This is a genomic window from Lentzea flaviverrucosa (assembly GCF_003350445.1).
GTDB lineage: Bacteria > Actinomycetota > Actinomycetes > Mycobacteriales > Pseudonocardiaceae > Lentzea > Lentzea californiensis.
In genome coordinates this window covers 50,695-74,715 of sequence record NZ_QQAU01000009.1, presented here as the reverse complement: position 1 = coordinate 74,715, position 24,021 = coordinate 50,695, and the positions used below count along the sequence as shown (strand labels likewise).

The window sequence follows — 24,021 nt, the reverse complement described above, 5'->3', positions numbered from 1 at the left end:
CACCGGCGTCGGCGGGGCGAGTCAGCCGAGCACGACCCGCCGGGACGCGGCCGGCTGGTCGGCCGCGACACGGGTGCGGCCGGACGCCGGGATGGCCCTGTCCCGCAGCTGCCTGATCTCCTCGACCTTCTCCGGTGCCGACCGCGCCAGCGGGACGACGTTGCGGAAGCACTTCAGGTAGTAGTCCTCGCCGACGTTGTCGTCGCCGATCCTGATCGCCTCGTGGCAGATCTCCGTCACCGCCGACTGGATGTCGGAGCCGGCGAACCCTTCGCTGATCCGCACCAGTTCGTCGACCAGAGCGGGCTCCACGGCGGTGCGCAGGTACTTGCGCAGGTAGATCGAGATGATCTCGCGGCGCTCGTCGGGCTCGGGCAGGTCGACGAAGAACATGTCGTCGAACCGGCCACTGCGCAGCAGTTCCTGCGGCAACGAGCGGACGTCGTTGGCGGTGGCGACGACGAACACCCTCGCGCGTGACTCCTGCAGCCAGTAGAGGAACTGGCCCACCAGGCGCGTGGTGACGCCGGTCGAGTCGGTGCCGGAGCCGGCGAGACCCTTCTCGATCTCGTCGATCCAGAGCACGCACGGTGCCACGGTGTCAGCGGTGGCAAGCGCCTCACGCATGCGTTTCTCCGACTGGCCGACGTACGCGCCGAGCACCGATCCCATGTCCAGCCGGTACAGGGGAAGCTGCCAGTCCGACGCGATCGTCTTGGCGGACAGGGACTTCCCGCACCCCGGCACGCCGACCAGCAGCACACCGCGTGGCGCGCGGATGCCCCGGTCGCGCAGGTCCATGGTGAGCAGGTCGCGCTTGCGGTCGAGCCAGTGCTTCAGCCCGGCGAGGCCGCCTACCTCGTAGTCGCCGGGGCGCAGCTGCACGCGTTCGATCCCGGAGAGTTCGCTGAAGATCGAGTCCTTGGCGCGGCTGAGCTCGACGAGGTCGGCCGTGGTGATCTCCTTCTTCACCACGAAGGTGGCGAGGATGTTCAGCGCCTCGGTCTTCGTGACGCCGGCGAGGATCGACGCCGCCTGCTCGTAGTCCGCCGGACTCCACTCGATGCGGATGTCCGTGGTGTACGGGCGGAGGAACTCCCTGATCGCCTGGTGCATCTCGTCGAAGTCGGGGAGGTCGAGCCGCACCGACATGCCCATGCGCTGCAGCGTGCTCCACACCGGGTCGGAGGTGATGATCACGATGCAGCCGCCGTGGTCCTCGGCGAGCGCCGCCAGGTCGGCGAACCGCCGCGAGATGTCGTTGTCGTCGGAGAGGTGCTGCACGTCGGTGAAGACGATCGTGAGGTTCGACCTCGTCTGGAACCACTCGCCTGCGAGGTCGAGCGCGCTCAGCAACGACTTGTCCTCGCTGATCACGGTTCTGGTGCGCAGGTCGCGCAACCCCTGGCTCAGCGTGTGCACCAGGACGTCGAGCTGCTTCTCCCGGGTCAGTTCGCCGAGCACGTCGAGCACGCGGGCGCGTTCGACGGTGCGGATGGAGACGAACGGGATCCGGGCGAGCAGGTACGACTCGACGCGGGCCTTGGTCTCCGCTCCGTTGGGCATGGGGTTCTCCGATGGTCAGATGATCACTCGCCGGCCAGGGCTCTGCCTGCCCGGCGGTGGGGGAGGGGACGGCGGCGCCGCCGCCGGCGCCGTCAGACGGTTCCCGCGCACCGCCGCCTGCAGCTCCATCGGCGCGTGCCGGACGGAGTCCTCGATGCTGCGCTGCGAGGACCGCAAGGTCTCGTCGAGCGCGGACTTGAGCTCGTCCCGCAGCGCCTGCGGCATCGCGGGGAGTGCGCAGAACCGGTGCAGCGGCACGAGTCGCGTGCGGGCGCTCACCATCGCGGCGGCCAGCGAGTGCACCGCCCGCCCGGGGTCGCCGGCCAGGGTGCCGAGGTCGCGCTGGAACGCGTCCGCCCAGCGGCGCTGGCGTCGCGAGAACGCCTCGGAGACGTGCCGCAGCAGACGTTCCTGCACATGCGGACCCATTTGCTCGTCGATCGGAGCGAGGTGCGCGGAGGGCAGATCGGTGCCCTCCGCGAACGCGTCGAGCCACGCACGCCAGTCCGCGTACGGGCCGGGAGCGTGTCGCATCGGATCACCGCTTCCCACGGCGGTCGAGGAACTCCGCGGGTGGCATGAGGTCCCACTCGGGCAGCTCCAGCGCGATGTCCCGTTCAGCGACACCGTGGCGAGGAGCCGTCACCGGCTGGGGCGGGGTCTGGTCCTGGCTGTGGGCTGGACCGGGCATGGTCAGGCTCCTCGCAGCTGATCGGGTGCGGTGGCGACGAAGGCGGTCGCGGTGAGCCCTTCCGCGAAGGTGCGCAACGACTGCGCCTTCGCGATCTCCCGTTGCCACTCGCCGCGAAGGTCCACGAGCTCGGCGATCGCCCCTCGCAGCTTCACGACGGCGGCGATGCGGCGCTGATCGCCCTTGCGGCGGATCTCCGCCCGGCGGGCTGGCAGCGCCCTGATGTCGAACACGGCCCACATGCCCAGTGCCGCCGCCACGAACAGCATGAACAACGCGAACCCGCTGGCACCGCCGACCGCCGAGAGCAACGCGACCAGCAGCGCGAAACCGCCGAAGACCGAGGCGACCTGAGCCGCGCCGCTCATCCGCACCGCGCTGACGGCCTTCTCGGTCTCCCGGTCGACGTGCTCGGAGAGGGAACCGACCAGGCGCTGCTCGTCGGTGTCGCCGTCCACCCAGCCGGTCCAGCCCTCGGCGCGCAACTCGACCCTGGACGGCATGGAGGCGAGGTTGCCCGCTTCGAGCCTGCCCGCGCCCTGCACCAGCCAGTCGCGCGCCAGTGCCAACGTGAACCGCTGAGTGCCGGGCGAGGCGCCCGCCCGGTCGCCGTGCAACGCGGCGTTGCTGAGCAACGTGAGGAAGTCGACCGTCTGCTCGTGCAGCGGGTCCTCGGCGGCCATCACCTTCTTCGCCACGTCGTGGTCGCCGTCCGCGTTCACGACGGCCTGCAGCCACGCTTCCCTCTTGCGGTACGGGGCTTCCTCGGCGTCGAAGTCGCGCACCAGTCCGTCGAGGATGTTGTCGACCCGCACGTGAAGGTCGTGGCTCTGCGGTACGGGCGTGTCGAACGTGGCGCGCAGCATCTCCTCCGTCGCGCCGTGCACGGTCGCGCCTTCGAACATGTCCTTGAGCTGCGGCCAGGTCGGGCTGAGCACGGGCAGCAACTGGTAGCGCGCGTCCACCGGGCGGCGCATCGTGTCGATCATCTTGGCCCAGCGCCCGACCTGTCTGTCCACGGTGTCCTGGTCCCGACTCATCCGGCCATACCACTCGGACATCTGTTCCAGCAGCATGGGTTTCGCCTCGCGCCCGAACGTTCCGGTGGACACCGCGTCCAGCACGACCACGAACTCCGGCGACAGCTTCGCAGGATCCTGCCGTGCGGCGTACTGCCGCACCCAGGCGGCGGTCGCCCGATCTCGCTGGTGCCGGCGCAGGACAAGGGCGAAGAACAACGAGGCCTTGTCGTTGTCCCTGCGCAGCGCCTCACCGATGGCTTTGGTCGCGAGCTCCGGTTCATCCCTGATCCAGGCGGCGACGGCGATGAGCGCGGGAGCGAGCCAGTAGCCGGGGGTGCGCAGCATCAGCTCCTCGGACAGGTCGCGGATCGCTCCCTGCGAGACGATGCCCGCGTCGAGTGCCTGCAACGTGCCGGTGGCGAGCTCGCGCACCTCGGCGAACTTCCCGAACTTGTCGCCGAGTTCCCCGCGCACCTCCAGGATCTGGACCTGCGCCAGCTGGAGGTTCTGCCGCAACTCGTCGCGGCGGACGTACTCGACGAACTGCGCCTTGAGGCCCAGGAGTTCCTGTTGGGTGTTGTCCTGGTTGCGTTGCACGGTCGACACGGCACCGTGCAACGCAACCTGCTGTTCGCCAAGCGCCTCCTGGTTCCGCGTCACCTGGTTCAGTGCGCGGACCACACCGTCGAGCTGAGGGATGTTGATCGAGTTCACCGGTCACTCTCCAGCAGAACGGTCGAGCCGTCGGGGCGGACGCACACCAGGCGGTCCGGGTAGACCTCGATGGCGAGGTAGTGGTCGGACTCCGCAAGAGATCGCGCGCGGTCCATGCCGTGCGGCAACGCTTCTCCGGTGCGGTAGTGCGAGATAATGGAGCCGTCCATCGCGAGTGTGTGCACTTCGTACGGTGCGCCGAGGTAGCAGTGTGCGACGATTCCCACTGGTGTGGAACAGAACTTGTCGGCGAACTCCCGGTGCACGGCGTCGACGAGCTCGCTGATGTCAGCCGTGGCCAGCTTGCCGGCGCCGTCAAGCGCCTTCAGCGAACGCAGGTAACGCGCTGAACGACCGCCGGCGAGCACCTTCGTCCCCACTCCGGCGATCGAGCCGGTCGTCCGTCCGATCCGCCCGGCGGAGTCGGATCTGTTGTTCATCAGTGGCCTCGGCACGCCACCAGCTCCCTCATGTCCATCGAGGACGTCACGCGTTCGATGCCGGTCACATCGATCGCAGCTGAGAAACCATTACGCCAGGCGAAACTTCCATCGAACAGTCACTCGACCGGAGCAACGTTCACCGGGAGAACACCAGCAGCCACGCCACGGTCAGCGCAGCCGCTGCCCACAGTGCGACGTTCAGAAGTTCGACGCCGCGCACGATCTTTTGTCGCAGCGGCAAGCGCGGACGGCACACCTGGCCGTCGTCCGTGATCAGCTCTCGCACCAGCACCGTTCCGGACCTGTCCGTCCGGCCGTACACCTGGACGCCGGTGCCCTCCGCGGGCAGGCCGCGCCGTGTGAAACCCCTGACCTGGCAGGGGTGTTCGGCACCGGTCACGTCCTTCACCCAGAACGGGTGCACTTCGGTCGCGCCGGGCCTCGGCGCCCAGCGGTGCAGGGCGAACGTCGCCGCCGTGACCACTCCGATGACCAGAGCCGCTTTGGCCAGCATCGACACCCCTCCCACCACCGGGCTCAACGCCGCCTCGGCGACGGCGAGAGCCATGCTCCCCCACAAGGCGGGAGCCGTGCTTCGTCTCACAGGAGGTTCCTGACGGACGGCCCCGATCCGGGTGATGGTGCCGACCGCCACCCGGCCCGGTACGTGCTGGTCCGTCAGATCTCCCGCTGGGGGACGGTCGTCGGTCATCGCGCTCTCCTCGTCATGCGAGAAACATCGCGCGAGGTGGTGGCGATTGTTTCTGGTGGGTGTGGCTCAGGGAAGGACGGACGGCATGGAAGACATCGAGAACACCGGTGTGGCAAGGGAGAACGCAGGCTCGTCGAGAGTTCCGCTGTGGGGTCCGGCGCCGGGCTCCGGCCCACCGGAACAACCCGGCCCGCCAGCGTCGGCGTTCGAGTACCAGCCCTCGGCTGATGCGCCCACCGAGTTCACGAGCGCACCCGCCGCGCCTGTGAATGTCCGAAAACCCATGGAGGGCAAAGCGGTCGTCGCGGCCGTCGTCGTGTCGTTCGTGGTCGTCGCGGCCGTGGTCGTCGTGAGCTATGTGCGCGGCGACGGTCAGCCCTCCACCGAAACCAACGCCGCCGGAACGCCATTCCCCGTGACCACGACTGAATTCGCCCCCGTCACGGCGACCACGACGCCACCGGCGAGGCCCACGACCACTCGTCCGTCCACTTCGGCATCCAGTTCCGCGTCCACTCCGGTGGGCTACCGCGGTGTGACAGGCCCGAACGGGATCTTCGTCTCAATCCCGCAGAACTGGACGGTCGCCTCGGGCAGCCAGGTGACCAACCACCAGGCTGACGACCCCGCCACGCCGGGCGCTGTGGTCCGCTACGGCGCCAGTGCCTCCGAGGCCCGCCCGCTCTACGACGCCGTCGCCGCCAACGAGTCCGGAGTGAGGACGGGATACCAGCGGATCAAGCTGGCCACCGTGTCGTCGAGCGCCGAGGTCGTGGAATGGGAGTTCCTGTACGCGGTGGAAGGCGTGCAACGGCACGCATTCGCGCGTTACTGGCGGCGTGCAGGCCTCGACTACATCGTCTACGGCGCCTCGAACGCGACCGACTGGCCGCAGACCCAGCAGGTCGTTCGCACCGTGGTGGCCTCGGCGGGACCGGTCGCCTGACCGTCCGATGAGGACGATGATCACCGATTCAGGGAGGCGGACCCGGCTCAGCACTCGACCTGTTACTCGCTGAACACCGCCGCCGGGGTCATCGTCCTGAGCTGCTCAGGCATGGCCTCCGGGAGGACGCGGTCGGGGTCGAGCAGCAGAAGGCTCGGCAGCGTCACTGGTAGGAGACCATCGACGGTTTCGGCTCGTAGGTCATGGTCTGCTCCGGGGTGAGCATCGGCTTGTCCTCGTCGTAGAAGTTCTTCCAGCCCATCGGCAGGTCCTTCGGCCGTGCCGCCACGACGGAGTCCCATGTGGACACCTTCTGGCCCGTGGTGCCCTGCCCGTCCATGTGGATCAGCAGCTGCACCTCGTCGCGGGTGGTGTCGAGCGACTGTTCGTTCCGGATCATCGACAGCTGGAACTGGTGCACCACGAGCAGCTTCTGCGGCAGGAGCTTCGCGGCGGTCAGGTCGGCGAGCCACGCCGAGACCTCGTTGATCTCCGAGGCGTCGACGCCGCCGATCTGCTGGAGCGGCACCTGGTCCGGTGTCAGCTTCCACTCGGGATCGACGGCCAGGCCGACGTGGGGCATCTCGAGCAGCGGCGCGTACCTCTTGGCCTGGTCCACCAGGCCGGCCCTGCCCGGCTGCAGGTCCAGGATCACGTAGAGGCCTTCCTGCCCGGCCCGCTCCACCCACGGGCGCAACGCCTCGACGTCGGTCTCGCCCGAGTAGTCGCCGTCCGGGCCGGGGGAGCCGTGGGCGATGGTGACGATGATCTCCAGGGTGGGCACGACGGGAACGTCGCTCAGCGGCTTGTAGTCGTCGGCCAGTTTCTTGGCGCGCGCGATGGTGCCTTCGAGGTCCTGTTCGCCGAGCGCGCCGAGTGCGGGACCGTCCGGGTGGCCGTAGAGGCAGACGAGCAGCCTGCCCGGGAAGAGAACCTGCCCGCCGCCAGGAAGTGACGCACCGCGGACCGCTGTGTCTACTTGCCTGCGCAGTCTGTCGGGCGGACCGAAGTCCTTGCCCAGAGCCAGCAGCGTGGCGGACGGCGCCGTGCGCAGTGCGTCGGTCGCCGCCGGTTCGCTCCTCGGGTCGGCGCCGCGCATCGCGACGATCCGTGCTCCCGCTGCCCGCGCCGTGGCGATCGCGGCCACGTCGTCGCGGTTGGTGTCCGCCAGCACCGTGACGTCCACGGGGCGGGCGGGCTCGACGGCCGGCAGCCCGGCGGGCAGTTCCTCGGCACCGGTCTCCGGCGTGTCGATGCCGATCACCTTGAACGCGCTCTTCCACGCCTCGACCTCACGGCGCGCGTCGCCGCCAACGGCGAGCACGGCCTGTGGTGACAGCCTTCCCACTTCGTCGCGCACGGACGTGACGCCCTGGGCGGCCGATCCATCCGGGGCGGGGAGCTGGAGCATCGGCACGCCCAGGCGTTCCGCGATGGCGCTCGCGCCGTCCGAGGCCGCACGGTCCGCGGCCACCACCACGACGGGAGCGCTGCGGAAGAGGGCCGAACTCACCGCGACCGCCGAGGCCGCACCAGGCTGAACGTCCAGCACGACGGTCTTCTCGGACGGCACGACCACTTCGGCCGTCACCGCGTCGGTCGCTCCGCCCAGCGTGAGTCCGAACGGGCCGGGAGAGCAGCTCGTGACCATCGCGGAGACCACCACAGCGAGGCACCAGCGCTTCCGAGCCGCCATCTGATCGCGTTTCGCCACTTCGACCGCCCCGTGTGGTCGGAACATCCGTTGCGCGAGGGGTAACCGGCCGGAAGCCGGAATCCCGTCGACCACGCATCGACCACCCGAAAGTGGAGTGCTCGGCGCCTGCTGAGCGTGAATTGCCCAGCCGAGCTTCCGAGCTACACCACTAGTCGCCGACGCAGGAGTTGCCGGCGGGGGAGCGGACCTTGGCCAGGAGCGAGCGCAGCTGGTCGGCGTCAGCGGGGGACAGGTCGGCCAGCAGTTCGCGTTCGATCGTGTCGATGGTGCCCTCCATGGCCGTGAGCGCGGAGCGGCCCTGTTCGGACATCTCGACGATGTGCCTGCGGCGGTCCTCGGGATCGCGCTTGCGCTCGGCGAGGCCGGCGTTCTCCAGGTCGTTGAGGATCGCGACGAGGACGCTGGGGTCTACGTCCAGCACGTCCAGCAGGCTCTGCTGGCTCGTCGGACCGTTCTCGCACAGGTGCGACAGCGTGTAGCCGTGCCTGGGCGTGAGTCCGTAGGCGCTCAACTGCCTGCGCAGCCTGGCGTCGACGTCTCTGCCCAGGTGCATCAGGAGCATTCCGACCCGTTCCCCGTCCACCCCACAACTATAGCGGTCGGCCAAACCATTAAACTCGTTCAACGATCTGCTATGTTCCATCGTATGTTCATCGCAACGCTTGTTCTCAGTGCACTACTCGCCGTCGCCTTCATCGGGGCCGGGGTCTCGAAGGTCATGAAGGTGCCCGCGATGGTCACCGCCGCCGAGGCGCACGGGTTCACCGCGGACAGCTACCGCAACATCGGCCTGCTGGAGATCGCGGGCGCCGCGGGCCTGCTCATCGGCCTGTGGTGGGCGCCGCTGGGCATCGCGGCGGCCCTCGGCCTGACGGCGCTGATGGCGGGCGCGGTGATCGTCCACGTGCGCGCCAAGGACAAGGTCGCCGAGACCGTGCCCGCGGTCGTGCTCACGCTGCTCGCGGCGGCCGCGCTGGTGCTGCACATCGCGAACGCCTGAGGCTCGGTGCCCATGATCGGTCACGGCGTCAGCAAGCTGAGTGCGTCGGTCGGTGATCGTGCGTGGGTGGTGGGCCAGCCGGGTCCGGTGAGCAGCAGCCGGGTGCCGGGTGTGGCCAGGTCGGTGACCATGTCGAGATGGGTGGGCCGATGAGCCCAGGGCACGAGGGCTCTGGGCGCGGGGTCGGTGCGGCGCAGTGCCTCCCGCAGGGCCGGCAGCGGTAGTGACGCGCCGAGCAGGCGGGCGGGGACGCCGTCGAGGGCCAGGGCGGTGCGCAGGGCTTCGAGCGCCAGGGTGTGGCGTTCGTCCTCGACACAGGCGAGCAGCACGACCGGTCCGGTGGGGGCGGGCACGGGTACGCGGTGCAGGGCCGTGGTGATGGACCAGGACAGGACGTGAACCAGGTCGACGCAGCGGTCGGCATCCGTGGCTCGGGGGCCGCCGAGGTGGTTGAGCGCGGGGCGGCACAGCGTCTGCCAGGTGTGCACGACGCCGTGCGTCCTGATGTGCGCTTCGAGCAGCGCGACCGCGGTGTCGGTGTCCATTCGCGACACGGCGGCGAGCAGCTCACCGGTAGTGGGTCGGACGGTGTGGAAGGCCTGGTGTGCCGCGGACTGGGCGGACATGCCGTGGTCGATGAGTTCTTTCATGCGCCGCAACGCCTGGATGTCGCCGGTGGGGTAGCGGCGGTGCCGTCCAGACCCGCCGTGGCCGGCCGGTACGCGGTAGCGGCGGTGCCAGCCGCGCAGGGTCGAAGCAGGTAGGTCCAGCATGCGCGCGACCGCTCCCGCGGTCCAGGTGGTGTCCTGGCTCGCGGGAGCGGCCGGGCGAGCCGTACTGCTCATCAGGTCATCGTCACGCGCCGGGGCGGTCGACGTCGCCGCGCCAGGCGCCGGTCTCCTGCCCGCCGCGGTTCTCGATGAACTCCTTGAACCGCTTCATGTCGCCTTTGACCCGGAGGTTCAGGATGCCGAGCTTGTCGGCGACGTTCTCCACGAATCCCTCGGGGTCGATGTCCATCTGCGCGGTGACGCGCGTGCGGGTGTCGTCGAGGCGGTGGAACGTGACCACTCCGGCGTGCTCGGGGCCGGTGTCGGACCGCCAGGCCACCCGTTCGTCCGGGTGCTGTTCGGTGATCGTCGCCTCGAACTCGCGGGTGGCCCCGGCGACGGTGATCTTCCAGTGGGTGTGGGTGTCGTCGAGCTGCCGGATCTGGTCGACGCCTTCCATGAACTGCGGGAAGGACTCGAACTGGGTCCACTGGTTGTAGGCGGTGCTGACGTCGACCTCGACGTCGACGGATTCGGTGATGGTGCTCATGAGCGGTGCAGTCCCCTTCTCTGAAAACAAACCAGTCCGGCCTGTACGGCACGGCGGTCAAGGAGCGAACGCGGACAGTGCGCACAGAACGGCCCAACCGGCGGCGAAAGCGGCGACCTTGGTCCGCGCGCTCCGCTGGGGCAGCCGGGTGCCGAACAGAACCGCGTCGGCGGCGTCCGCGGCGACCCGCGCGGCCAGCGCTGTCTTGAGCGCCGGGCCTTGCGGCGCGCACACCATGGCAACGCCGATGGCCGTGTCCCGGGCTCCGATCGCGCCGATCAACGCACGGGTCTGCGGCCGGACCTCACCGGTCGCGGTGGTCAACCCGCACGGCCTGGCCAGGAGTTTCGGCCAGACGATGATCGCGGCGCTGTAAGCGGCGGTCACCGTCCCGAGCACGCGGGTCAGAGCAGGCATCGGCAACTCCCTACGGGTGAGTTCGGCTGCCAGCCGGATACCCATCGAATCGACGACAAACCGATGCACCCCGCCCGGATCCGTCAGTGGCGGTTCTTGTCGGTGTCATGTGGACACTGAAGGGGTGAGCACCTCGACACCGCTGCTGAGCCCGACCCGGATCTACGTGGAGCCCGCCGCCGCGCTGCTGCCGCGGGGCCGTGAGGTGCTCGACAGGTTCCCCGACGCGGACCGGGTCGAGGTCGACAGCCATTGGCGCATTCCCGAACTGCACGGCGACGAGGCCAACGCACGGCGATGGGTGCGGATCAAGAGCGAAGCGCTGGTGCTCGGGGTGAAGAAGTCCCTCAGCGCACGGCCCAACGGGCGCTCGGCGCACTTCATCGCCCCGTCCACGGCGAACGGATGCGCGATGGCCTGCGCCTATTGCTACGTACCGCGGCGCAAGGGCTACTCGAACCCGATCACGGTGTTCGCGAACATCGAGCAGATCACCGGCTACCTGACCCGCCACGTCGCCCGGCAGGGCCCCATGACCGAGCCCGGCCAGATCGACGACCACGCGTGGGTCTACGACATCGGCGAGAACTCCGACTGCTCGGTGGACGCGATGGTCAGCGACAACGTGAAGGACCTGGTGCGGCTGTTCCGCGGCCTGCCCACCGCGAAGGCGTCCTTCGCGACCAAGTACGTCAACCGCGACCTGCTGGAGTGGGATCCGCAGGGCCGTACTCGCATCCGGTTCTCGCTGATGCCCGAACGCACCGCGAAGCTGCTCGACATCCGCACCACCCCCGTCGCGGAACGCCTCGCCGCTCTCGACGACTTCCGCGACGCCGGGTACGAGGTGCACGTGAACCTCAGCCCGATCGTCGTGTACGACGGCTGGCTCGAGGACTGGCGGCACCTGCTCGACTCGCTGGGCGAGGCGACTTCATCCGCCACTCGCGACCAGTTGGCCGCCGAGGTCATCATGCTCACCCACAACCAGCCACTGCACGAGGTCAACCTGCGCTGGCACCCGCGGGCCGAGGCCCTCCTGTGGCGACCGGACCTGCAGGAGGTCAAACGCAGCGAGGGCGGCGGGATCAACGTCCGCTACCGGCGGGGGCTCAAGCGGGACCTGCTCGACTCCTTCCTCGCACTCGTCGAGGCGCACGCTCCGTACCTGCGCGTTCGTTACGCGTTCTGAGAGGGACGAGGCTCTAGACGACTGGTCTAATAGGGGATAGGGTGACAACCATGCCAGGCACGCAGGGCGACACCCGTCGCAGCATTCTCGACGCGGCTCAGCGGATCATGTCGCACAAGGGATTCGCCGCGGTGGGGATCAACGAGGTCCTCTCCGAGGCCGGAGTGCCCAAGGGGTCCTTCTACCACTACTTCAACTCGAAGGACGCCTTCGGTGAGGCGATGATGCGGTCGTACTTCGTCGACTACCTCGCCGACATGGACCGCATCCTCACCGGGCCTGGGCTGACCTCGGCGGAGCGGCTGATGAACTACTGGCAGAGCTGGCGCGAGACGCAGAGCGTCGACGAGTGCCAGGGCAAGTGCCTGGCCGTCAAGCTCGGCGCGGAGGTCGCCGACCTGTCGGAGTCGATGCGGCTCGCGCTGAAGGAAGGCACCACCGGCATCGTCGACCGCCTGGAAAAGGTGATCACCGCCGGTCTCGAAGACGGCTCGATCGCGGTCGACGACGACGCCCGCACCACCGCGCAGGCCCTGTACGACATGTGGCTCGGCGGCAGTGTCATGGCCAAGATCCACCGTGACATCGGCCCTCTGGACACGACCATGACGGTCACCCGCCGACTTCTGCACCTGTAGCACCACCGGGCCGACCGGCAAGGTTCCGCGCGGTCTGCCACGCTAGAGACGACTGGTCTACTAGAACTATTTCAAGGAGCAGCGATCATGAAGGTTCTCCTCGTCCTCACCTCGCACGACGAGCTCGGCGACACCGGCAGGAAGACCGGCTTCTGGCTGGAGGAGCTGGCCGCCCCCTACTACCGCTTCCGGGACGCCGGCTTCGACGTCGTTCTCGCCTCGCCCAAGGGCGGCCGGCCCCCGCTGGACCCCAAGAGCAACGAGCCGGCCAGCCAGACCGACGAGACGCGCCGCTTCGAAGCCGACTCCGAGGCCATGGACGCTCTCGGCCGCACCGTCCGCCTCGACTCCGTCTCCGTCGACGACTTCGACACCGTCTTCTACCCCGGCGGTCACGGCCCCCTGTGGGACCTGGCCGAGGACGCCACGTCCATCCGGCTGATCGAGACCACCCTGCGCGCCGGCAAGCCGCTCGCCCTGGTCTGCCACGCACCCGGTGTCCTGCGGCACGCGGTGAACGCGGACGGCACGCCGCTGGTCCGGGGCAAGAAGGTCACCGGGTTCACCAACAGCGAGGAAGAGGGCGTCCAGCTCACCGAGGTGGTCCCGTTCCTGGTCGAGGACGAGCTCGTCAAGCTGGGCGGCGACTACTCCAAGGGTGACGACTGGGCGCCGTACGTCCTGCGGGACGGCCTGCTGATCACGGGGCAGAACCCCGCCTCCTCCGGTCCGGCCGCCGACGCGCTCATCGAGCTCGTCACCAAGGCCGGCGCGTGAGCGTCTAGGTCGTGTCGCCGCGGGAGCGGCTCGACGACCTCGCCGGGCTGGAGGCCACCACGGCTCCGGGCCGGCGAGCCGCTCCGTCAGCCCGCGCCGTCCGACAGCTGCGCAGGGACTCTTCCATCGGTGTGCTTGTGCGGTGGGCGCGTTCGACGGCCTGCCCCCAGTAGGTTCCGGCGATCATCAAGGCGGCGCCGAGAGTGGTCCACACGGTGAGCCGCTCGCCACCGAGGCTGATTCCGATCGCGACCGCCCAGATCGGCTCGGTGCCCAGCAGCAGGCTGGCCCGGCTGGCGGAGGTGCCCTGCACGGCCCACGTCTGGGCCAGGAAGGCGAACACGCTGCAGAACAGGGCGAGGTAGACCAGCTGGTACCAGGTCGTGGCGCTGCTGTGGGCGAGCTCGGGCAGGTGGGGGGTCGCGAGCGGCAGGAACAGCGCGGTGCCGACGACGGTCTGAACGGTCGTGAGGTGCAACGGGTTCACGGGGCGCCCCACGGTGAGCCGGCCGACCAGTGCGACGTGGCCGGCTCGTATGACGGCGGCCGCGAGCATCAGCGCATCTCCGAGACGGGGTGCGTGCAGTCCGGTGCTCGAGGTGAGCAGTCCGACGGCGAGGACGCACAGGCCCGCCGCGACGAAGAACGCCGGGGGCAGGCGGCGGCCCTCGCGACGGTCGAGCAGGGGAGTGAGCACGATCGTCAGGCTGATGATCAGGCCGGCGTTGGCGGCGCTGGTGTGCGCGACTCCGTAGGTCTCGACGGCCAGGACGACTGCCTGGGTGATTCCGAGGACAGATCCGCTGCGGACCTCGTCCCGAGTCCAGCGCCGCGGTCGTCGTCGAAGACCGATCAACGCGCCGCACGCGAGGGCGGAGATGGCGTACCGGGCGAACAGCACCGCGAGGACGGGCAGCGCGGCGGTGGCCGTCTTGGCTGACAGGTAGCTGGAGCCCCAGATGAGCGCGACCAGGATCAGGACCAGATCGGCGCGGCGGGTGGCGAACATGGTGTTCACGCTGCATCACCAGCTCGTTGAAGGAAATGACCAAACTCTTCAAAGAAGATGTAGCAGCCCTACACTGTCGGCGTGGACGAGAGGCAGCTGCGGATTCTGCGTGAGCTCGGGGAACTCGGGAGCGTCACCGCGGTCGCAGCGGCGCTCCACGTGACGCCGTCCGCGATCTCCCAGCAGCTGCGCCTGCTCCAGCGCTCGATCCCCGTTCCGCTGACCGAACGCACCGGCCGGCGAGTGTCCCTGACGGACGCCGGTCAGGCCCTGGCAACGGCAGCCATCGAGGTGGAGAGCGCTTTGGCGTGGGCGCGCCGCGCCGTCACCGACTTCGTGGAACAACCCGATGGCGAAGTAGCGGTGGCCGCCTTCCACAGCGCGGCCTCGGTGTTCTGGCCGCTCCTGCTGCGCGGTCTCGCCGGCCCGGACCTGCCGCGCGTGGCTCTCGCCGACGAAGACGTGACCCAGCAACGCTTTCCGGCTCTGACCCGTGACTACGACCTCGTGCTCGCGCATCGTCTCGATCATGCTCCGCCGTGGCCGCGGACCGTGGTCGCCACGACCCTGTTGCACGAGCCTCTCGACGTCGCCCTGCCCACGGGACACCCGCTGGCCCGCAAGCCGCAACTCTCGCCGGAGGACGTCGCCGGCGAGCCGTGGATCACCGTTCGCGACGGCTTTCCCCTCATGGCGATCGTCGAGGCGATCGCCGGTGTCGCCCACCGCCGCCTCGACATCGTCCACCGCATCAACGACTTCACGGTGAGCGCCGAGGTGGTGGCCGCCGGCGGTGGACTCGGACTGATGCCGCGGTGGACCGGCCGCCCACACCCCGGCGTGGTGCTCAGACCGCTGAGCGGTGTGCGGGCCAGCCGTGACATCGACGTGCTGCACCGGCCCGAACGCCTGGCGCGCAAGGCCGTTCAAACGGTCCTCGGCGAACTGCGCCGTGCCGCTGCGGTGATCCAGGACCAAGGATCGGCGCGGTCCGGCCGAACGTGAGGAGCCGCGCTGCTCCATCACCGACGGCTCAACCTGGTGGTGAATGCTCCGAACGCTGCGGGGCGTGGGGCCGATCAGCCGGGAGCGGCGCTGGCGCGATCGTGTCGAGCTCGTGCAAAAGCGGACAGGATCTGCGGCGGACGTTCTCCGTGGGAGCGTTTCCATGGTGCACTGCAGTCCGGCTCCGGTCGGGTCCGGGTGCCGGGAAGGGTGCACGGAATGAGTTTCCGGCGGCGGATCGCTCGTGTCCTCGTGGCCTTGACGACGGTGTGCGGCGTGGTCACCGGTGCCTCACCGGCGACCGCGGCCACCCCACCGTCCCTGACCTTCGCGAACCCGCACAGCCAAGCGCTGTACGGCTCCGCTTACGTTGCCGCGCTGGACAACCTGCTGCGCGTCAACACCGTGGGCTACGACGCGCACTACGACAAGAGCGGTCTGATGGACCCGGCCACCGGCATGGTCCGCGCGGGTGGCGGGTACGCCCAGCCGTGGACGCGCGACGCGTCGATCAACAGCTGGAACGCGACCAGCCTGCTGTCCCCGGCCCTGGCGAGGAACACGCTCTGGGCCGTCGTCGACAAGGATCCCGCCGGCGCCCTGAGGGTGCAGCAGGACGACCAGCAGTGGGACCAGGTCATCTGGCTCACCGCCGCGTGGCACCACTACCTCGTCACCGGGGACCAGGAGTTCCTCGGCGACGCCTACCGCACGGCCAAGAACACCCTGGCCATCCGGGAACGCGCCGGTACGGCCGGCTTCAACCCCGCCTACGGGCTGTTCACCGGTGCGTCGTTCTTCAACGACGGCATCGCCGGCTATCCCGCGCCGCCCGCCGACGCCACCGAGTCGATCAGCACCGGCAGCATGCCGTGGCCCGGCATCGCGAGCGGGATGTACCTGAGCACCAACGAGGTCTACTACGCCGCCTACGTGAACGCGGCGAACATGGCGGAACGGCTGGGGCAGCCGCAGGAGGCCGCCGGTCACCGCGCGAAGGCCGTCGCGCTCAAGGCCGCGATCAACCGGTACTTCTGGAACCCGGTGACGGGCCTGTACAACTACCAGCTGCTCGCCGACGGGACGCCCGGCGCCCACCAGGAGGGCACCGGGCTCGCGTTCGCGATCCTCTTCGGCATCGCGAACCCGGCCCAGGCGCGGTCGATCCTCGCGAAAGCCCGCGTGATGACGTGGGGCATGCCCGACACCTACCCGCACTGGGACCGCTACTCCGAGGCGCAGCCCGGCCGGCACAACGCGATCGTCTGGCCGCTCGTCCAGGGCCTGTGGGCCAAAGCTCAGGCGCTGCAGGGCAACCAGAGCGGTTTCGCCGCGGAGACCGCGAGGCTGGCGAAGCTCGCGAACAACAACAGCGGGTTCTGGGAGATCTACAACGGCACGACCGGCGTGGTCGACGGCGGCTACCAGCGGCTGGGCGACACGGTGAAGTTCCACTGGGGCTCCGAGCCCGACCAGACCTGGTCCGCCACGGCGTTCATCGACATGGTCCACACTGGACTGTTCGGGCTGCGGTACGGCGATCGAGGGCTGTCGTTCGCGCCGAACCTGCCCGCGGGCTGGGGAGATGTCACCCTTCGCAACCTGCGCTACCGCGACGCCGACCTGACGGTCACGCTGCGCGGTGCGGGCACGACGATCCGCTCGGTCGCGGTCGACGGCCGGCCGTCCCGTGCCGAAATCCCTGCCACGCTCAAGGGTGCGCACACCGTGGAGATCACGCTGACCGGAGCGGCCGGCGGTGACCGGGACAGCGACGGCGTGCCCGACGCGGGGGACCGCTGCGCCGACACCGCGGGCACCGTCTCCGGCTGCCCGGCTCCCGCTCGCCTGGAAGCCGAGGACGCGCGCAACACCGGCGGCGTCAAGACGAACGTCAACCACACGGGCTACTCGGGCAGGGCGTTCATCGACGGCCTCTGGGCGCAGGGGGCCGCGTCGTCGTTCACGCTGCACCGCGCCTCGGCGGGGCAGGGCTCGGGCGCGATCACCCTCCGGTACGCGAACGCCCACGGCGACGCGCGCACGATGACGCTGGCGGTGGACGGACGCGCCGTGCGCCAGGTGAGCTTCCCGAGGGTCTCCGACAACTGGGACGCCTGGGGCACCGTCACGGTCGACAACGTTCCGGTGAGCGGCCGCGACCCGGTGGTGACGCTGTCCTACGGCGCGGGCGACACCGGTTCGATCAACCTCGACTGGCTCGGCTACGGGGAATCATGACCGTTCAGAACTGTTCGTCGCCATCGACAACCATTCGACGAGGTCGAACTGGAGAAAGGCCGCGGCACCTCCTGTCATTCGATTCGTTCGATTGCCGGCTTGCTTGACGGTGAGGCGCGAGCACTGTTAGGACTGGTTGCTGGGAGCGCTCCCGGAGTGTTCGTCCCGTTCGGACATCCGAGTTGTCTCACCCTGAGCGAGATCGACTTTGGGGGAATGCGATGGCAGCACGTCGAGACCATTCCGAGAACGCGGATTCGCAGCCCTTGCGGCGGCGGACGTTGCTGGCGGCGGGCGCCGCGCTACCGGTGCTGGCGGCGGGGACACCCGCGGCGGCGGCCACCTCGGTGGTCGTCGAGCCGTCGAACGTGCAGCAGACGATCCTGGGCTTCGGCGGTATGAACCACACCGTGTGGATCAGCGATCTGACCGCCGCCCAGCGCGAAACGGCGTTCGGCAACGGTGCCGGGCAGCTGGGGTTCACCGTGCTGCGCATCCCCGTGCACGAGGACAGGGCCAACTGGAGTCGCGAGGTCGCCACGGCCAGGCGCGCGGTCGAACTCGGAGCCAAGGTCATCGCCTCGCCGTGGAACCCGCCCGCCTCGATGACCGAGAGCTTTTCCGGGGGAAAGCGGCTGCGTTATTCCGCTTACGGCGCCTATGCGCAGCACCTGAACGACTTCTCCTCGTTCATGGCGAACAACGGCGTGAACCTGTACGGGATCTCGGTCCAGAACGAGCCGGACTACGCGCAGGAATGGACGGCGTGGACCTCCGCCGAGATCGTCAGGTTCCTGCGCGAGAACGCGGGCGCGATCAACACCAGGGTCATCGCCCCGGAGTCGTTCCAGTACCGCAAGAACCTCTCCGACCCCATCCTCAACGACGCCGCCGCGCTGGCGAACGTGGACATCATCGGCGCACACCTCTACGGCACCCAGCCCGCGGACTTCCCGTACCCGCTCTTCCGGCAGAAGGGCAACGGCAAAGAGCTGTGGATGACCGAGGTCTACCACCCCAACAGCAGCGATTCCGCCGATGCGTGGCCACAGGCGCTCGACGTGGGTGAGCACGTCCACCGTGCGTTGGTGGACGGCCGGTTCCAGACCTATGTGTGGTGGTACATCCGCCGCTCGTACGGTCCGATGCGCGAGGACGGGCAGATCAGCAAGCGCGGCGCCAACATGGCGCACTTCTCGAAGTGGGTTCGTCCCGGTTGCTCGCGCATCACCGCCACCGCGAACCCGCAGTCGAACGTCTACATCTCGGCGTTCAAGAGCGGGGCCAGGATCGTGATCGTGGCCATCAACAAGAACACCTCGCCGGTCGACCACGTGTTCACCGTCCGGGACACCGGTTCCGCGGCGATCTCGACCTGGCTGACCAGTCAAAGTGCGACCCTCGCGCACTACAACGACTTCACCATGTCGAACGGGTCCTTCAACGCCCAACTGCCCGCCCGCAGCATCAGGACGTTCGTCCTGAACTGAGGCCGCGCGCTCGACCGGAGATGGGGAGAGGCGGGCAGCCTCTCCCCACCCGCGTCACTTCAGCGTGTACGCCTGGATCACCGTCTGGTCGACGGAGCCCTGCGCGTCACCGGTCTTCGCCTTGAACGACACCGACTTCGCGTTCTTCGGGTGCACCAGCGTGAGCAGCCACTTGTCGCCGGCCTTGAACACGATCGTCCGCTGCCAGGTCTTGCCCTCGTCGTACGAGACCTCGACCTGCGGCGTGCGGACGTGGGTGACATCGGCCTTGGCGCCGTTGCGCTGTACCGTCACCGGAACCGTGAGCACGCTGCCCGCGCGGCCCTGGTTGTGGTCGTCCAGCTTCGGTTCGAACCGGACCGCGAGCAGCGGCAACGCCTTGGCGCGTTCGCCCGGCACGGTGTCCGAGCTGAACGTCCAGTCCGCCGTCACCTTCGACGACGGCCCGGTGCGGTTGCCCTCGGTGTGCAGCTGGTAGGTGGTCTTCGCCGCCGGCACCGGGGCGTACAGGTAACCCGGTTCCGCGGACTCGGCCACCACCTCGCCGTTCGCGGTCAGCCTGGTGCCGCCCTCGGCGTTGCCGAAGTCGATCGTCTGGCGTTCGCCGGTGCCGTCGGCGAACAGCTGCGTGTTCACGAACAGCTGGTCACCCAGCCGTCCCGCCCAGCCTCCGGTCGCCTCGGCCGGAACCGCCGGGAAGGCCGGCCCGAACACCGCGGTGTTCCACTGCTCGGTGCTCTTCGCGCCGCGCTGGAACGTCTTCGGGTTCACCTCGGCGACGAAGGTCGGCGGCGCGGCCGGGCCGAACTCCTCCGACAGCGACCGGTTCCACGCCACGCCGGGCGTGTAGAACTCCTTGAGCTTGAAGGGAAGCGGGCCGTAGACGCCGTTGTTGCGGTTGCCGCTCGAGCCGGGGAGGCGGGCCTTCAGCGTGGCGTCGACCTGGGCCATGTCCCGTTCGCGGTCGCTGTGCCTGATCGCGGAGGGAAGCTCTTCCCTGCCCGCGGCCTGGGAGTGGAACTGGTACGGGCTGCCGTAGAAGGTGCCTTCGGCGTTCTGCTTGGCGAGCACGCTGCTCGCGGACCACGTGAAGCCCTCGGCCGACGTGGCGGAAGGGTGGACGTAGAAGTCGGTCCAGCTCGCGGTGCCCCAGCCGCTGCTGAAACCGAAGTCCCCGGTGTCGAGCTGCACGCTCAGCGACCCGCTCGCCTGCGTGACGTCCTGGCGGTCGACGGTGATCGACGGTTCGCTGGCCGTGCGGGCGTCGAAGATCAGGGTCTTGGTGCCGGTGATCTCGACGGACGGTTCGTACGCCACGGTGAGCTTGTTGCGCGCGGCCGGGTCACCGGAAGGCGTGTCGAAGAACGTGCTCACGAGGTACTTCCCCTTGGGCACCCGGATCTTCGCCGTGCCGGTCGGGGCCGCGCCTTCGACGAACGTGCGGCGGTCGTAGCCCAGCAGCAGGTACCGCCACGCGTCGGCGGGCTTGCCGTCGTGCCCGATGTAGCTGAGCGTCAGTTCGTAGCTCTCGGGCTCCTTGTGCACGCCGATCGGCACGCGGACGCCGTTGGACGCGACGATCGCGGCGCCGTACACGCCGTCCGGGACCGCCACGCGGGTGTCGGCGGTGACCGCGGCCTCCGCGGTGCCGCCCGCCGGAACGGTCAGCTTCGCCGGGGACACGCTGAACAGGCCGTCCGCCGCCGGCTTCTGCTCGGCGACGGTCAGGTCGAGCGTGAGCGGCTCGGTGCCGGTGTTGCGGTAGGTGATCTCCTTGGTGATCGGCTGGTCGTCGTCGTGCGGCCACAGCGCCGTGCCGAAGCCGACGCTGGCCGGGGTGGCGACCGGGCTCGTGGTGACCGCGCGGGCCACGTCGACGCGGCCGGCACCCTGGTCGAACACGCCGGAGTCCGCATAGGGCTTGGCGGAGTTCATCAGCGCGGTCTTGATGTCCTGTGCGGACCACGTGGGGTTCTTGGCCGCGAGGATCGCCGCCGCCCCCGCGACGTGCGGTGCCGCCATCGACGTGCCGGACAGGGACACGTGCCCCTCGCCGACGGGGGTGCCGATGACACCGTTCTTCGCTTTCGCCGCCACGATGTCCACGCCGGGCGCGGTGATGTCCGGCTTGATGGCGCCATCGCCGACGCGAGGGCCGCGGCTGGAGAAGTCGGCGAGCTTGTCGGTGCGGTCGACCGCACCGACGGTCAACGCGGCGTCGGCGGCCGCGGGGGAGGCGACCGGGCCGCCCGAGTTGCCCGCCGAGACCACGAACAACGCGCCGTGCTCCGCGGTGAGCCGGTTGACGGCTTGCGACACGAGGTCGGTGCCGTCGCTCGGTGCGTTGGTGCCGAGGCTCATGTTGACGACGTCGGCCTTGGCGGCGGCCCATTCCATGCCCTCGATGACACCGGACTCGCTGCCGCCGCCGTTGTCGTCGAGCACCTTGCCGTTGAACAACTTGGCGTCCGGCGCGATGCCCTTGTACTTGCCGTCACCCGTGATCGTCGACGCGACGTGCGTCCCGTGGCCGAACTTGTCGTCGGTGGTGGCAGCCGGGGTGAAGTTCTTCTCCTCGACCACGGCGCCCTGCAGGTCGGGGTGCGTGGAGTCGATGCCGGTGTCGAGCACGGCGACCGTGGCACCGGACCCGGTGAAGCCCTGCTGCCACGCCTGCGGCGCGCCGATCTGCGCGGCACTGCGGTCGAGCGAGGCGGTGATCTTCCCGTCGAGCCACACCTTGGCCGCGCCGGTGGTGCGTGCCGCCGACCAGAAGCCGCCCTTCTTGTCGGCCTTCACGGCGTAGGCGCCGATGCTCGGCAAGGACTTCGCGTCCGCCGACCGCAGCGCAGCCCCGCCCTGGACGATCAACGGGATCGTGTCGCGCCCGGCGTCGTCGTACCCGGACCGCGCGAGCAGCGAGACGTCGAACAGCCGCCGGTCGAGCGTGCCCGCCGTGATCTGCGGCTGGGCGTCGAGCGGGATGACGTGCAGGTCGCCCCGGTCGTCGGTGTAGTGGTGGAAGCGGACGCCTTCACGGCCCTTCGCCGCCTGCGCCTGCACCTTTCCGTTGGACACGTGCACGAGGTCACCCGTGATCAGCGTGACCGTTGTGGTCAGACCACCACCGGCGTCGATGCGGTGCGCCGCAGTGGTTTCCCCCATGGCCGCGGGCACGGCCGCCGTGGTGACACCCACGGCGGCCGCCAGCCCTGCGGCGAGAATCGATTTCTTCAACGCGAACTCCCCATGTTCTGCGTCACCGAGAGCGATGTTGCCCTCAGTGACAGAGATACCGCAGAGAGTGGCCTTGTTGCGTTGGTTTTGGGCATCTGTCCGAATCGAGGGATGTCGCTCCGATTCGGCCGTGGCGATGCCGAGCACGGCGCCGGCGGTCTCGCAGTCGTGTGCCGGGTCGTTGAGCATCCGCTGTGGACATTTCGGTGCCTGGACCGGTGCCGGCCGCGGAGCTTCCGCGTCAGCCGCCCGGGGGTGTAGCGTTGCCGGCAAGTGCCCCGGACCCGGCGTGGCGTCAGCCGACGAGGGAAGGTTTCATGGCACAGATCGATGTCAGCTCGATCATCAGCCCGCGACCTGGTCGAATGGGCCGTCGGTCTGCCGAACTCCTCACCACCACCCTGTGGGCCGCCTCGTCCGGAGCGATCGTGGTCTCCGTCAGCGGTGAGGTGGACATGATCACCTGCGTGGCGCTGCGCGACCGGTTCGTCGAACAGCTGCGGCTCACCCATCACCTCGTGGTCGACCTCTCCGAGGTGAGTTTCCTGGGCGCGGCCGGTCTCACCGTTCTGGTCGAAGTGAGGGAGATGGCGCAGCGGACGGGCACCGGCCTGTGCGTGGTCGCGTGTTCCCGCCAGGTGCGATGTCCGCTGACGATCACCGGGTTGTCGGACGTCCTGGACCTCCACCTCGACGTCGGCGAGGCGCTGACGTGCCAGTACGTCAGCCCGCCGCTGTCACCGGCGCAGTTGCGGCTGGTTCACCCTCGTCAGTCCGACGACCTCCCCTGACCTGACTGGCGACGTCCGGAACGGGTGCGGCGAACCGATCACCTCGTCCACCGTCATACCGCCGGTCGGGCGGCGCCGGACGCCTTCAGCTTGCGAGCCAGGCGTTCCGGCTTCGGCCAGCGGACGGCGGTGGCCCAGCCGAGGAGCTCGAACACCCGGATCAGCCGCGCGGAGATGTCCACCTGACCCCGGCGGACTCCGTGCCGCGCGCAGGTGGGGTCGGCGTGGTGGGAGTTGTGCCAGGACTCGCCCATGGACAGGATCGCGAGCGGCCAGAAGTTCGCGGACCTGTCGCGGGCCTCGAACGGCCGGTCACCGATCATGTGGCAGATGGAGTTGACCGACCACGTGACGTGGTGGAGGACCGCCACCCGCACGAGGCCCGCCCAGAAGAACGCGGTGAGTGCTCCCCACCAGCTCCAGCTGATGAGCCCGCCCGCCACGGCGGGTGCGAGGAGCGTGACCGCGGTCAGCGCCGGGAACAGGCGGTTGACCCGCTGGACGTCGGGGTCGGCGAGCAGGTCGGGTGCGAAGCGGGCGGCGTTGGTCAGCTCGCGGCGGAACATCCAGCCCATGTGGGCGTGCCAGAAGCCCCTGGCCAGCGCGACGGCTGACGTGCCGAAGAGCCAGGGGGAGTGCGGATCGCCCTCGCGGTCGGCGAAGGCGTGGTGCCGGCGGTGGTCGGCTACCCAGCCGATGATCGGCCCTTGCATGGCCATGCTGCCGGTCACCGCGAGCCCGATCCGCAGCGCTCGGTTCGCCTTGAACGCACCGTGGGTGAAGTAGCGGTGGAAACCGATGGTCACGCCGAGGCAGGTGAGGGTGTAGAAGAAGACGGCGAGACCGATGTCGGTCCAGCCGAGGCCCCAGCCCCACGCGAGCGGTACCGCGGCGGCGAGCGCCAGCGCGGGTACCACCGCGAAGAGCTTGACGAGGAACTTCTCGAACGGGGAGTTCTCGCCCGCGAGCATCGGCTGTGGTGCGGCCTGCGTGCCGGGCGCTGTCGTGGTCACGTCGCGAACCTCCGAGACGGCGATCTTGTCGTGCTGCCGGGGTCTCGGGCGAGCGCTCAGGGTGAGTCGAGGGTGATTAC

23 protein-coding genes are annotated in these 24,021 nt (G+C 69.3%); 9 read left to right on the top strand and 14 right to left on the bottom strand.

The features are described 5' to 3' along the window. Positions 1-21 precede the first annotated feature (21 nt). The 6 genes from DFR72_RS26490 to DFR72_RS26470 form a co-directional block, all read right to left on the bottom strand. Entirely contained in the window at positions 22-1,566 is a 1,545-nt protein-coding gene (locus tag DFR72_RS26490) for an AAA family ATPase (protein ID WP_090063145.1), read from the bottom strand. Positions 1,567-1,581: 15 nt separating this feature from the next. Further along, positions 1,582-2,100 (bottom strand): hypothetical protein, encoded by a 519-nt coding sequence (locus DFR72_RS26485; RefSeq protein WP_090063144.1) that lies wholly within the window; start codon positions 2,098-2,100, stop codon positions 1,582-1,584. A 4-nt stretch (positions 2,101-2,104) separates the two neighbouring features. Further along, a complete protein-coding gene (locus DFR72_RS45705) occupies positions 2,105-2,257 on the bottom strand; it encodes a hypothetical protein (protein ID WP_170176405.1) in 153 nt (50 codons plus the stop codon). A gap of 2 nt (positions 2,258-2,259) precedes the next feature. After that, on the bottom strand, positions 2,260-3,993 hold the full coding sequence (locus tag DFR72_RS26480; protein ID WP_090063142.1) for a hypothetical protein: 1,734 nt from the start codon (positions 3,991-3,993) through the stop codon (positions 2,260-2,262). Next, a complete protein-coding gene (locus DFR72_RS26475) occupies positions 3,990-4,448 on the bottom strand; it encodes a hypothetical protein (RefSeq protein WP_211335543.1) in 459 nt (152 codons plus the stop codon). Before DFR72_RS26475 ends, DFR72_RS26480 begins: the two co-directional genes overlap by 4 nt. A 124-nt stretch (positions 4,449-4,572) precedes the next feature. Beyond that, positions 4,573-5,148, bottom strand: a complete 576-nt coding sequence (locus DFR72_RS26470) for a hypothetical protein (RefSeq protein ID WP_143086588.1) — start codon at positions 5,146-5,148, stop codon at positions 4,573-4,575. Positions 5,149-5,431: 283 nt separating this feature from the next. Between DFR72_RS26470 and DFR72_RS26465 the strand changes: the two genes are divergently transcribed. After that, on the top strand, positions 5,432-6,094 hold the full coding sequence (locus DFR72_RS26465; RefSeq protein WP_090063138.1) for a hypothetical protein: 663 nt from the start codon (positions 5,432-5,434) through the stop codon (positions 6,092-6,094). Between the two features lie 163 nt (positions 6,095-6,257). Here DFR72_RS26465 and DFR72_RS26460 read toward each other — a convergent pair whose 3' ends face one another. Together DFR72_RS26460 and DFR72_RS26455 are read right to left on the bottom strand one after the other, a co-directional pair. Continuing rightward, positions 6,258-7,808, bottom strand: coding sequence for a hypothetical protein (locus DFR72_RS26460; protein WP_143086587.1), 1,551 nt, complete (start codon positions 7,806-7,808; stop codon positions 6,258-6,260). Between the two features lie 151 nt (positions 7,809-7,959). Beyond that, the gene (locus tag DFR72_RS26455; protein WP_211335542.1) at positions 7,960-8,394 is read right to left on the bottom strand and encodes a MarR family winged helix-turn-helix transcriptional regulator; all 435 of its coding nucleotides are present in this window, start codon (positions 8,392-8,394) and stop codon (positions 7,960-7,962) included. 63 nt (positions 8,395-8,457) lie between these two features. Between DFR72_RS26455 and DFR72_RS26450 the strand changes: the two genes are divergently transcribed. Then, on the top strand, positions 8,458-8,811 hold the full coding sequence (locus DFR72_RS26450) for a DoxX family protein (RefSeq protein ID WP_090063133.1): 354 nt from the start codon (positions 8,458-8,460) through the stop codon (positions 8,809-8,811). Positions 8,812-8,831: 20 nt separating this feature from the next. On the opposite strand, the gene DFR72_RS26445 is transcribed toward DFR72_RS26450, so the two are convergent. From DFR72_RS26445 to DFR72_RS26435, 3 genes are read right to left on the bottom strand one after another with little or no spacing between them, the layout of a single operon-like run. After that, a complete protein-coding gene (locus DFR72_RS26445) occupies positions 8,832-9,656 on the bottom strand; it encodes a MerR family transcriptional regulator (RefSeq protein ID WP_090063130.1) in 825 nt (274 codons plus the stop codon). A gap of 10 nt (positions 9,657-9,666) precedes the next feature. Next, a complete protein-coding gene (locus DFR72_RS26440) occupies positions 9,667-10,131 on the bottom strand; it encodes an SRPBCC family protein (RefSeq protein WP_090063129.1) in 465 nt (154 codons plus the stop codon). Positions 10,132-10,188: 57 nt separating this feature from the next. Continuing rightward, complete coding sequence (locus DFR72_RS26435; RefSeq protein ID WP_090063127.1) at positions 10,189-10,548, bottom strand: hypothetical protein; 360 nt, start codon at positions 10,546-10,548, stop codon at positions 10,189-10,191. Positions 10,549-10,672: 124 nt separating this feature from the next. Here DFR72_RS26435 and DFR72_RS26430 point away from each other — a divergent pair, with 124 nt between their 5' ends. The 3 genes from DFR72_RS26430 (at position 10,673) to DFR72_RS26420 (ending at position 13,155) form a co-directional block, all read left to right on the top strand. Beyond that, positions 10,673-11,740 (top strand): spore photoproduct lyase family protein, encoded by a 1,068-nt coding sequence (locus tag DFR72_RS26430; RefSeq protein ID WP_211335541.1) that lies wholly within the window; start codon positions 10,673-10,675, stop codon positions 11,738-11,740. 50 nt (positions 11,741-11,790) lie between these two features. After that, positions 11,791-12,378 (top strand): TetR/AcrR family transcriptional regulator, encoded by a 588-nt coding sequence (locus DFR72_RS26425; protein WP_090063126.1) that lies wholly within the window; start codon positions 11,791-11,793, stop codon positions 12,376-12,378. Between the two features lie 87 nt (positions 12,379-12,465). Beyond that, positions 12,466-13,155, top strand: coding sequence for a type 1 glutamine amidotransferase domain-containing protein (locus DFR72_RS26420; RefSeq protein ID WP_090063124.1), 690 nt, complete (start codon positions 12,466-12,468; stop codon positions 13,153-13,155). A gap of 4 nt (positions 13,156-13,159) precedes the next feature. Here DFR72_RS26420 and DFR72_RS26415 read toward each other — a convergent pair whose 3' ends face one another. Further along, on the bottom strand, positions 13,160-14,164 hold the full coding sequence (locus tag DFR72_RS26415; RefSeq protein WP_090063607.1) for a DMT family transporter: 1,005 nt from the start codon (positions 14,162-14,164) through the stop codon (positions 13,160-13,162). A gap of 81 nt (positions 14,165-14,245) precedes the next feature. On the opposite strand from DFR72_RS26415, the gene DFR72_RS26410 reads away from it, so the two are divergent. From DFR72_RS26410 to xynC, 3 genes are all read left to right on the top strand, one after another. Further along, positions 14,246-15,169, top strand: a complete 924-nt coding sequence (locus tag DFR72_RS26410; protein ID WP_090063122.1) for a LysR family transcriptional regulator — start codon at positions 14,246-14,248, stop codon at positions 15,167-15,169. A gap of 219 nt (positions 15,170-15,388) precedes the next feature. Beyond that, a complete protein-coding gene (locus tag DFR72_RS26405; protein WP_090063121.1) occupies positions 15,389-17,410 on the top strand; it encodes an MGH1-like glycoside hydrolase domain-containing protein in 2,022 nt (673 codons plus the stop codon). Between the two features lie 221 nt (positions 17,411-17,631). Then, positions 17,632-18,900, top strand: coding sequence for a glucuronoarabinoxylan endo-1,4-beta-xylanase XynC (xynC, locus tag DFR72_RS26400; RefSeq protein ID WP_090063119.1), 1,269 nt, complete (start codon positions 17,632-17,634; stop codon positions 18,898-18,900). Positions 18,901-18,954: 54 nt separating this feature from the next. On the opposite strand, the gene DFR72_RS26395 is transcribed toward xynC, so the two are convergent. Continuing rightward, positions 18,955-22,137 carry a S8 family serine peptidase gene (locus DFR72_RS26395; protein WP_170176404.1) on the bottom strand — a complete coding sequence of 1,061 codons (3,183 nt, stop codon included), beginning with the start codon at positions 22,135-22,137 and terminating at the stop codon, positions 18,955-18,957. 317 nt (positions 22,138-22,454) lie between these two features. Here DFR72_RS26395 and DFR72_RS26390 point away from each other — a divergent pair, with 317 nt between their 5' ends. Then, positions 22,455-22,928 (top strand): STAS domain-containing protein, encoded by a 474-nt coding sequence (locus DFR72_RS26390; protein WP_090063116.1) that lies wholly within the window; start codon positions 22,455-22,457, stop codon positions 22,926-22,928. Positions 22,929-22,981: 53 nt separating this feature from the next. Here the strand turns inward: DFR72_RS26390 and DFR72_RS26385 are convergent, their stop codons facing one another. Then, the gene (locus DFR72_RS26385) at positions 22,982-23,899 is read right to left on the bottom strand and encodes an acyl-CoA desaturase (RefSeq protein WP_090063115.1); all 918 of its coding nucleotides are present in this window, start codon (positions 23,897-23,899) and stop codon (positions 22,982-22,984) included. Positions 23,900-24,021 lie beyond the last annotated feature (122 nt).

Excerpts from the sequence above, each read along its gene's own strand:
- DFR72_RS26490 (WP_090063145.1), bottom strand. The coding sequence starts at position 1,566 with ATGCCCAACGGAGCGGAGACCAAGGCCCGCGTCGAGTCGTACCTGCTC.
- DFR72_RS26485 (WP_090063144.1), bottom strand. The coding sequence starts at position 2,100 with ATGCGACACGCTCCCGGCCCGTACGCGGACTGGCGTGCGTGGCTCGAC.
- DFR72_RS45705 (WP_170176405.1), bottom strand. The coding sequence starts at position 2,257 with ATGCCCGGTCCAGCCCACAGCCAGGACCAGACCCCGCCCCAGCCGGTG.
- DFR72_RS26470 (WP_143086588.1), bottom strand. The coding sequence starts at position 5,148 with ATGACCGACGACCGTCCCCCAGCGGGAGATCTGACGGACCAGCACGTA.
- DFR72_RS26465 (WP_090063138.1), top strand. The coding sequence starts at position 5,432 with ATGGAGGGCAAAGCGGTCGTCGCGGCCGTCGTCGTGTCGTTCGTGGTC.
- DFR72_RS26450 (WP_090063133.1), top strand. The coding sequence starts at position 8,458 with ATGTTCATCGCAACGCTTGTTCTCAGTGCACTACTCGCCGTCGCCTTC.
- DFR72_RS26445 (WP_090063130.1), bottom strand. The coding sequence starts at position 9,656 with ATGAGCAGTACGGCTCGCCCGGCCGCTCCCGCGAGCCAGGACACCACC.
- DFR72_RS26440 (WP_090063129.1), bottom strand. The coding sequence starts at position 10,131 with ATGAGCACCATCACCGAATCCGTCGACGTCGAGGTCGACGTCAGCACC.
- DFR72_RS26435 (WP_090063127.1), bottom strand. The coding sequence starts at position 10,548 with ATGCCTGCTCTGACCCGCGTGCTCGGGACGGTGACCGCCGCTTACAGC.
- DFR72_RS26425 (WP_090063126.1), top strand. The coding sequence starts at position 11,791 with ATGCCAGGCACGCAGGGCGACACCCGTCGCAGCATTCTCGACGCGGCT.
- DFR72_RS26420 (WP_090063124.1), top strand. The coding sequence starts at position 12,466 with ATGAAGGTTCTCCTCGTCCTCACCTCGCACGACGAGCTCGGCGACACC.
- DFR72_RS26415 (WP_090063607.1), bottom strand. The coding sequence starts at position 14,164 with ATGTTCGCCACCCGCCGCGCCGATCTGGTCCTGATCCTGGTCGCGCTC.
- DFR72_RS26405 (WP_090063121.1), top strand. The coding sequence starts at position 15,389 with ATGAGTTTCCGGCGGCGGATCGCTCGTGTCCTCGTGGCCTTGACGACG.
- xynC (WP_090063119.1), top strand. The coding sequence starts at position 17,632 with ATGGCAGCACGTCGAGACCATTCCGAGAACGCGGATTCGCAGCCCTTG.
- DFR72_RS26390 (WP_090063116.1), top strand. The coding sequence starts at position 22,455 with ATGGCACAGATCGATGTCAGCTCGATCATCAGCCCGCGACCTGGTCGA.
- DFR72_RS26385 (WP_090063115.1), bottom strand. The coding sequence starts at position 23,899 with ATGCTCGCGGGCGAGAACTCCCCGTTCGAGAAGTTCCTCGTCAAGCTC.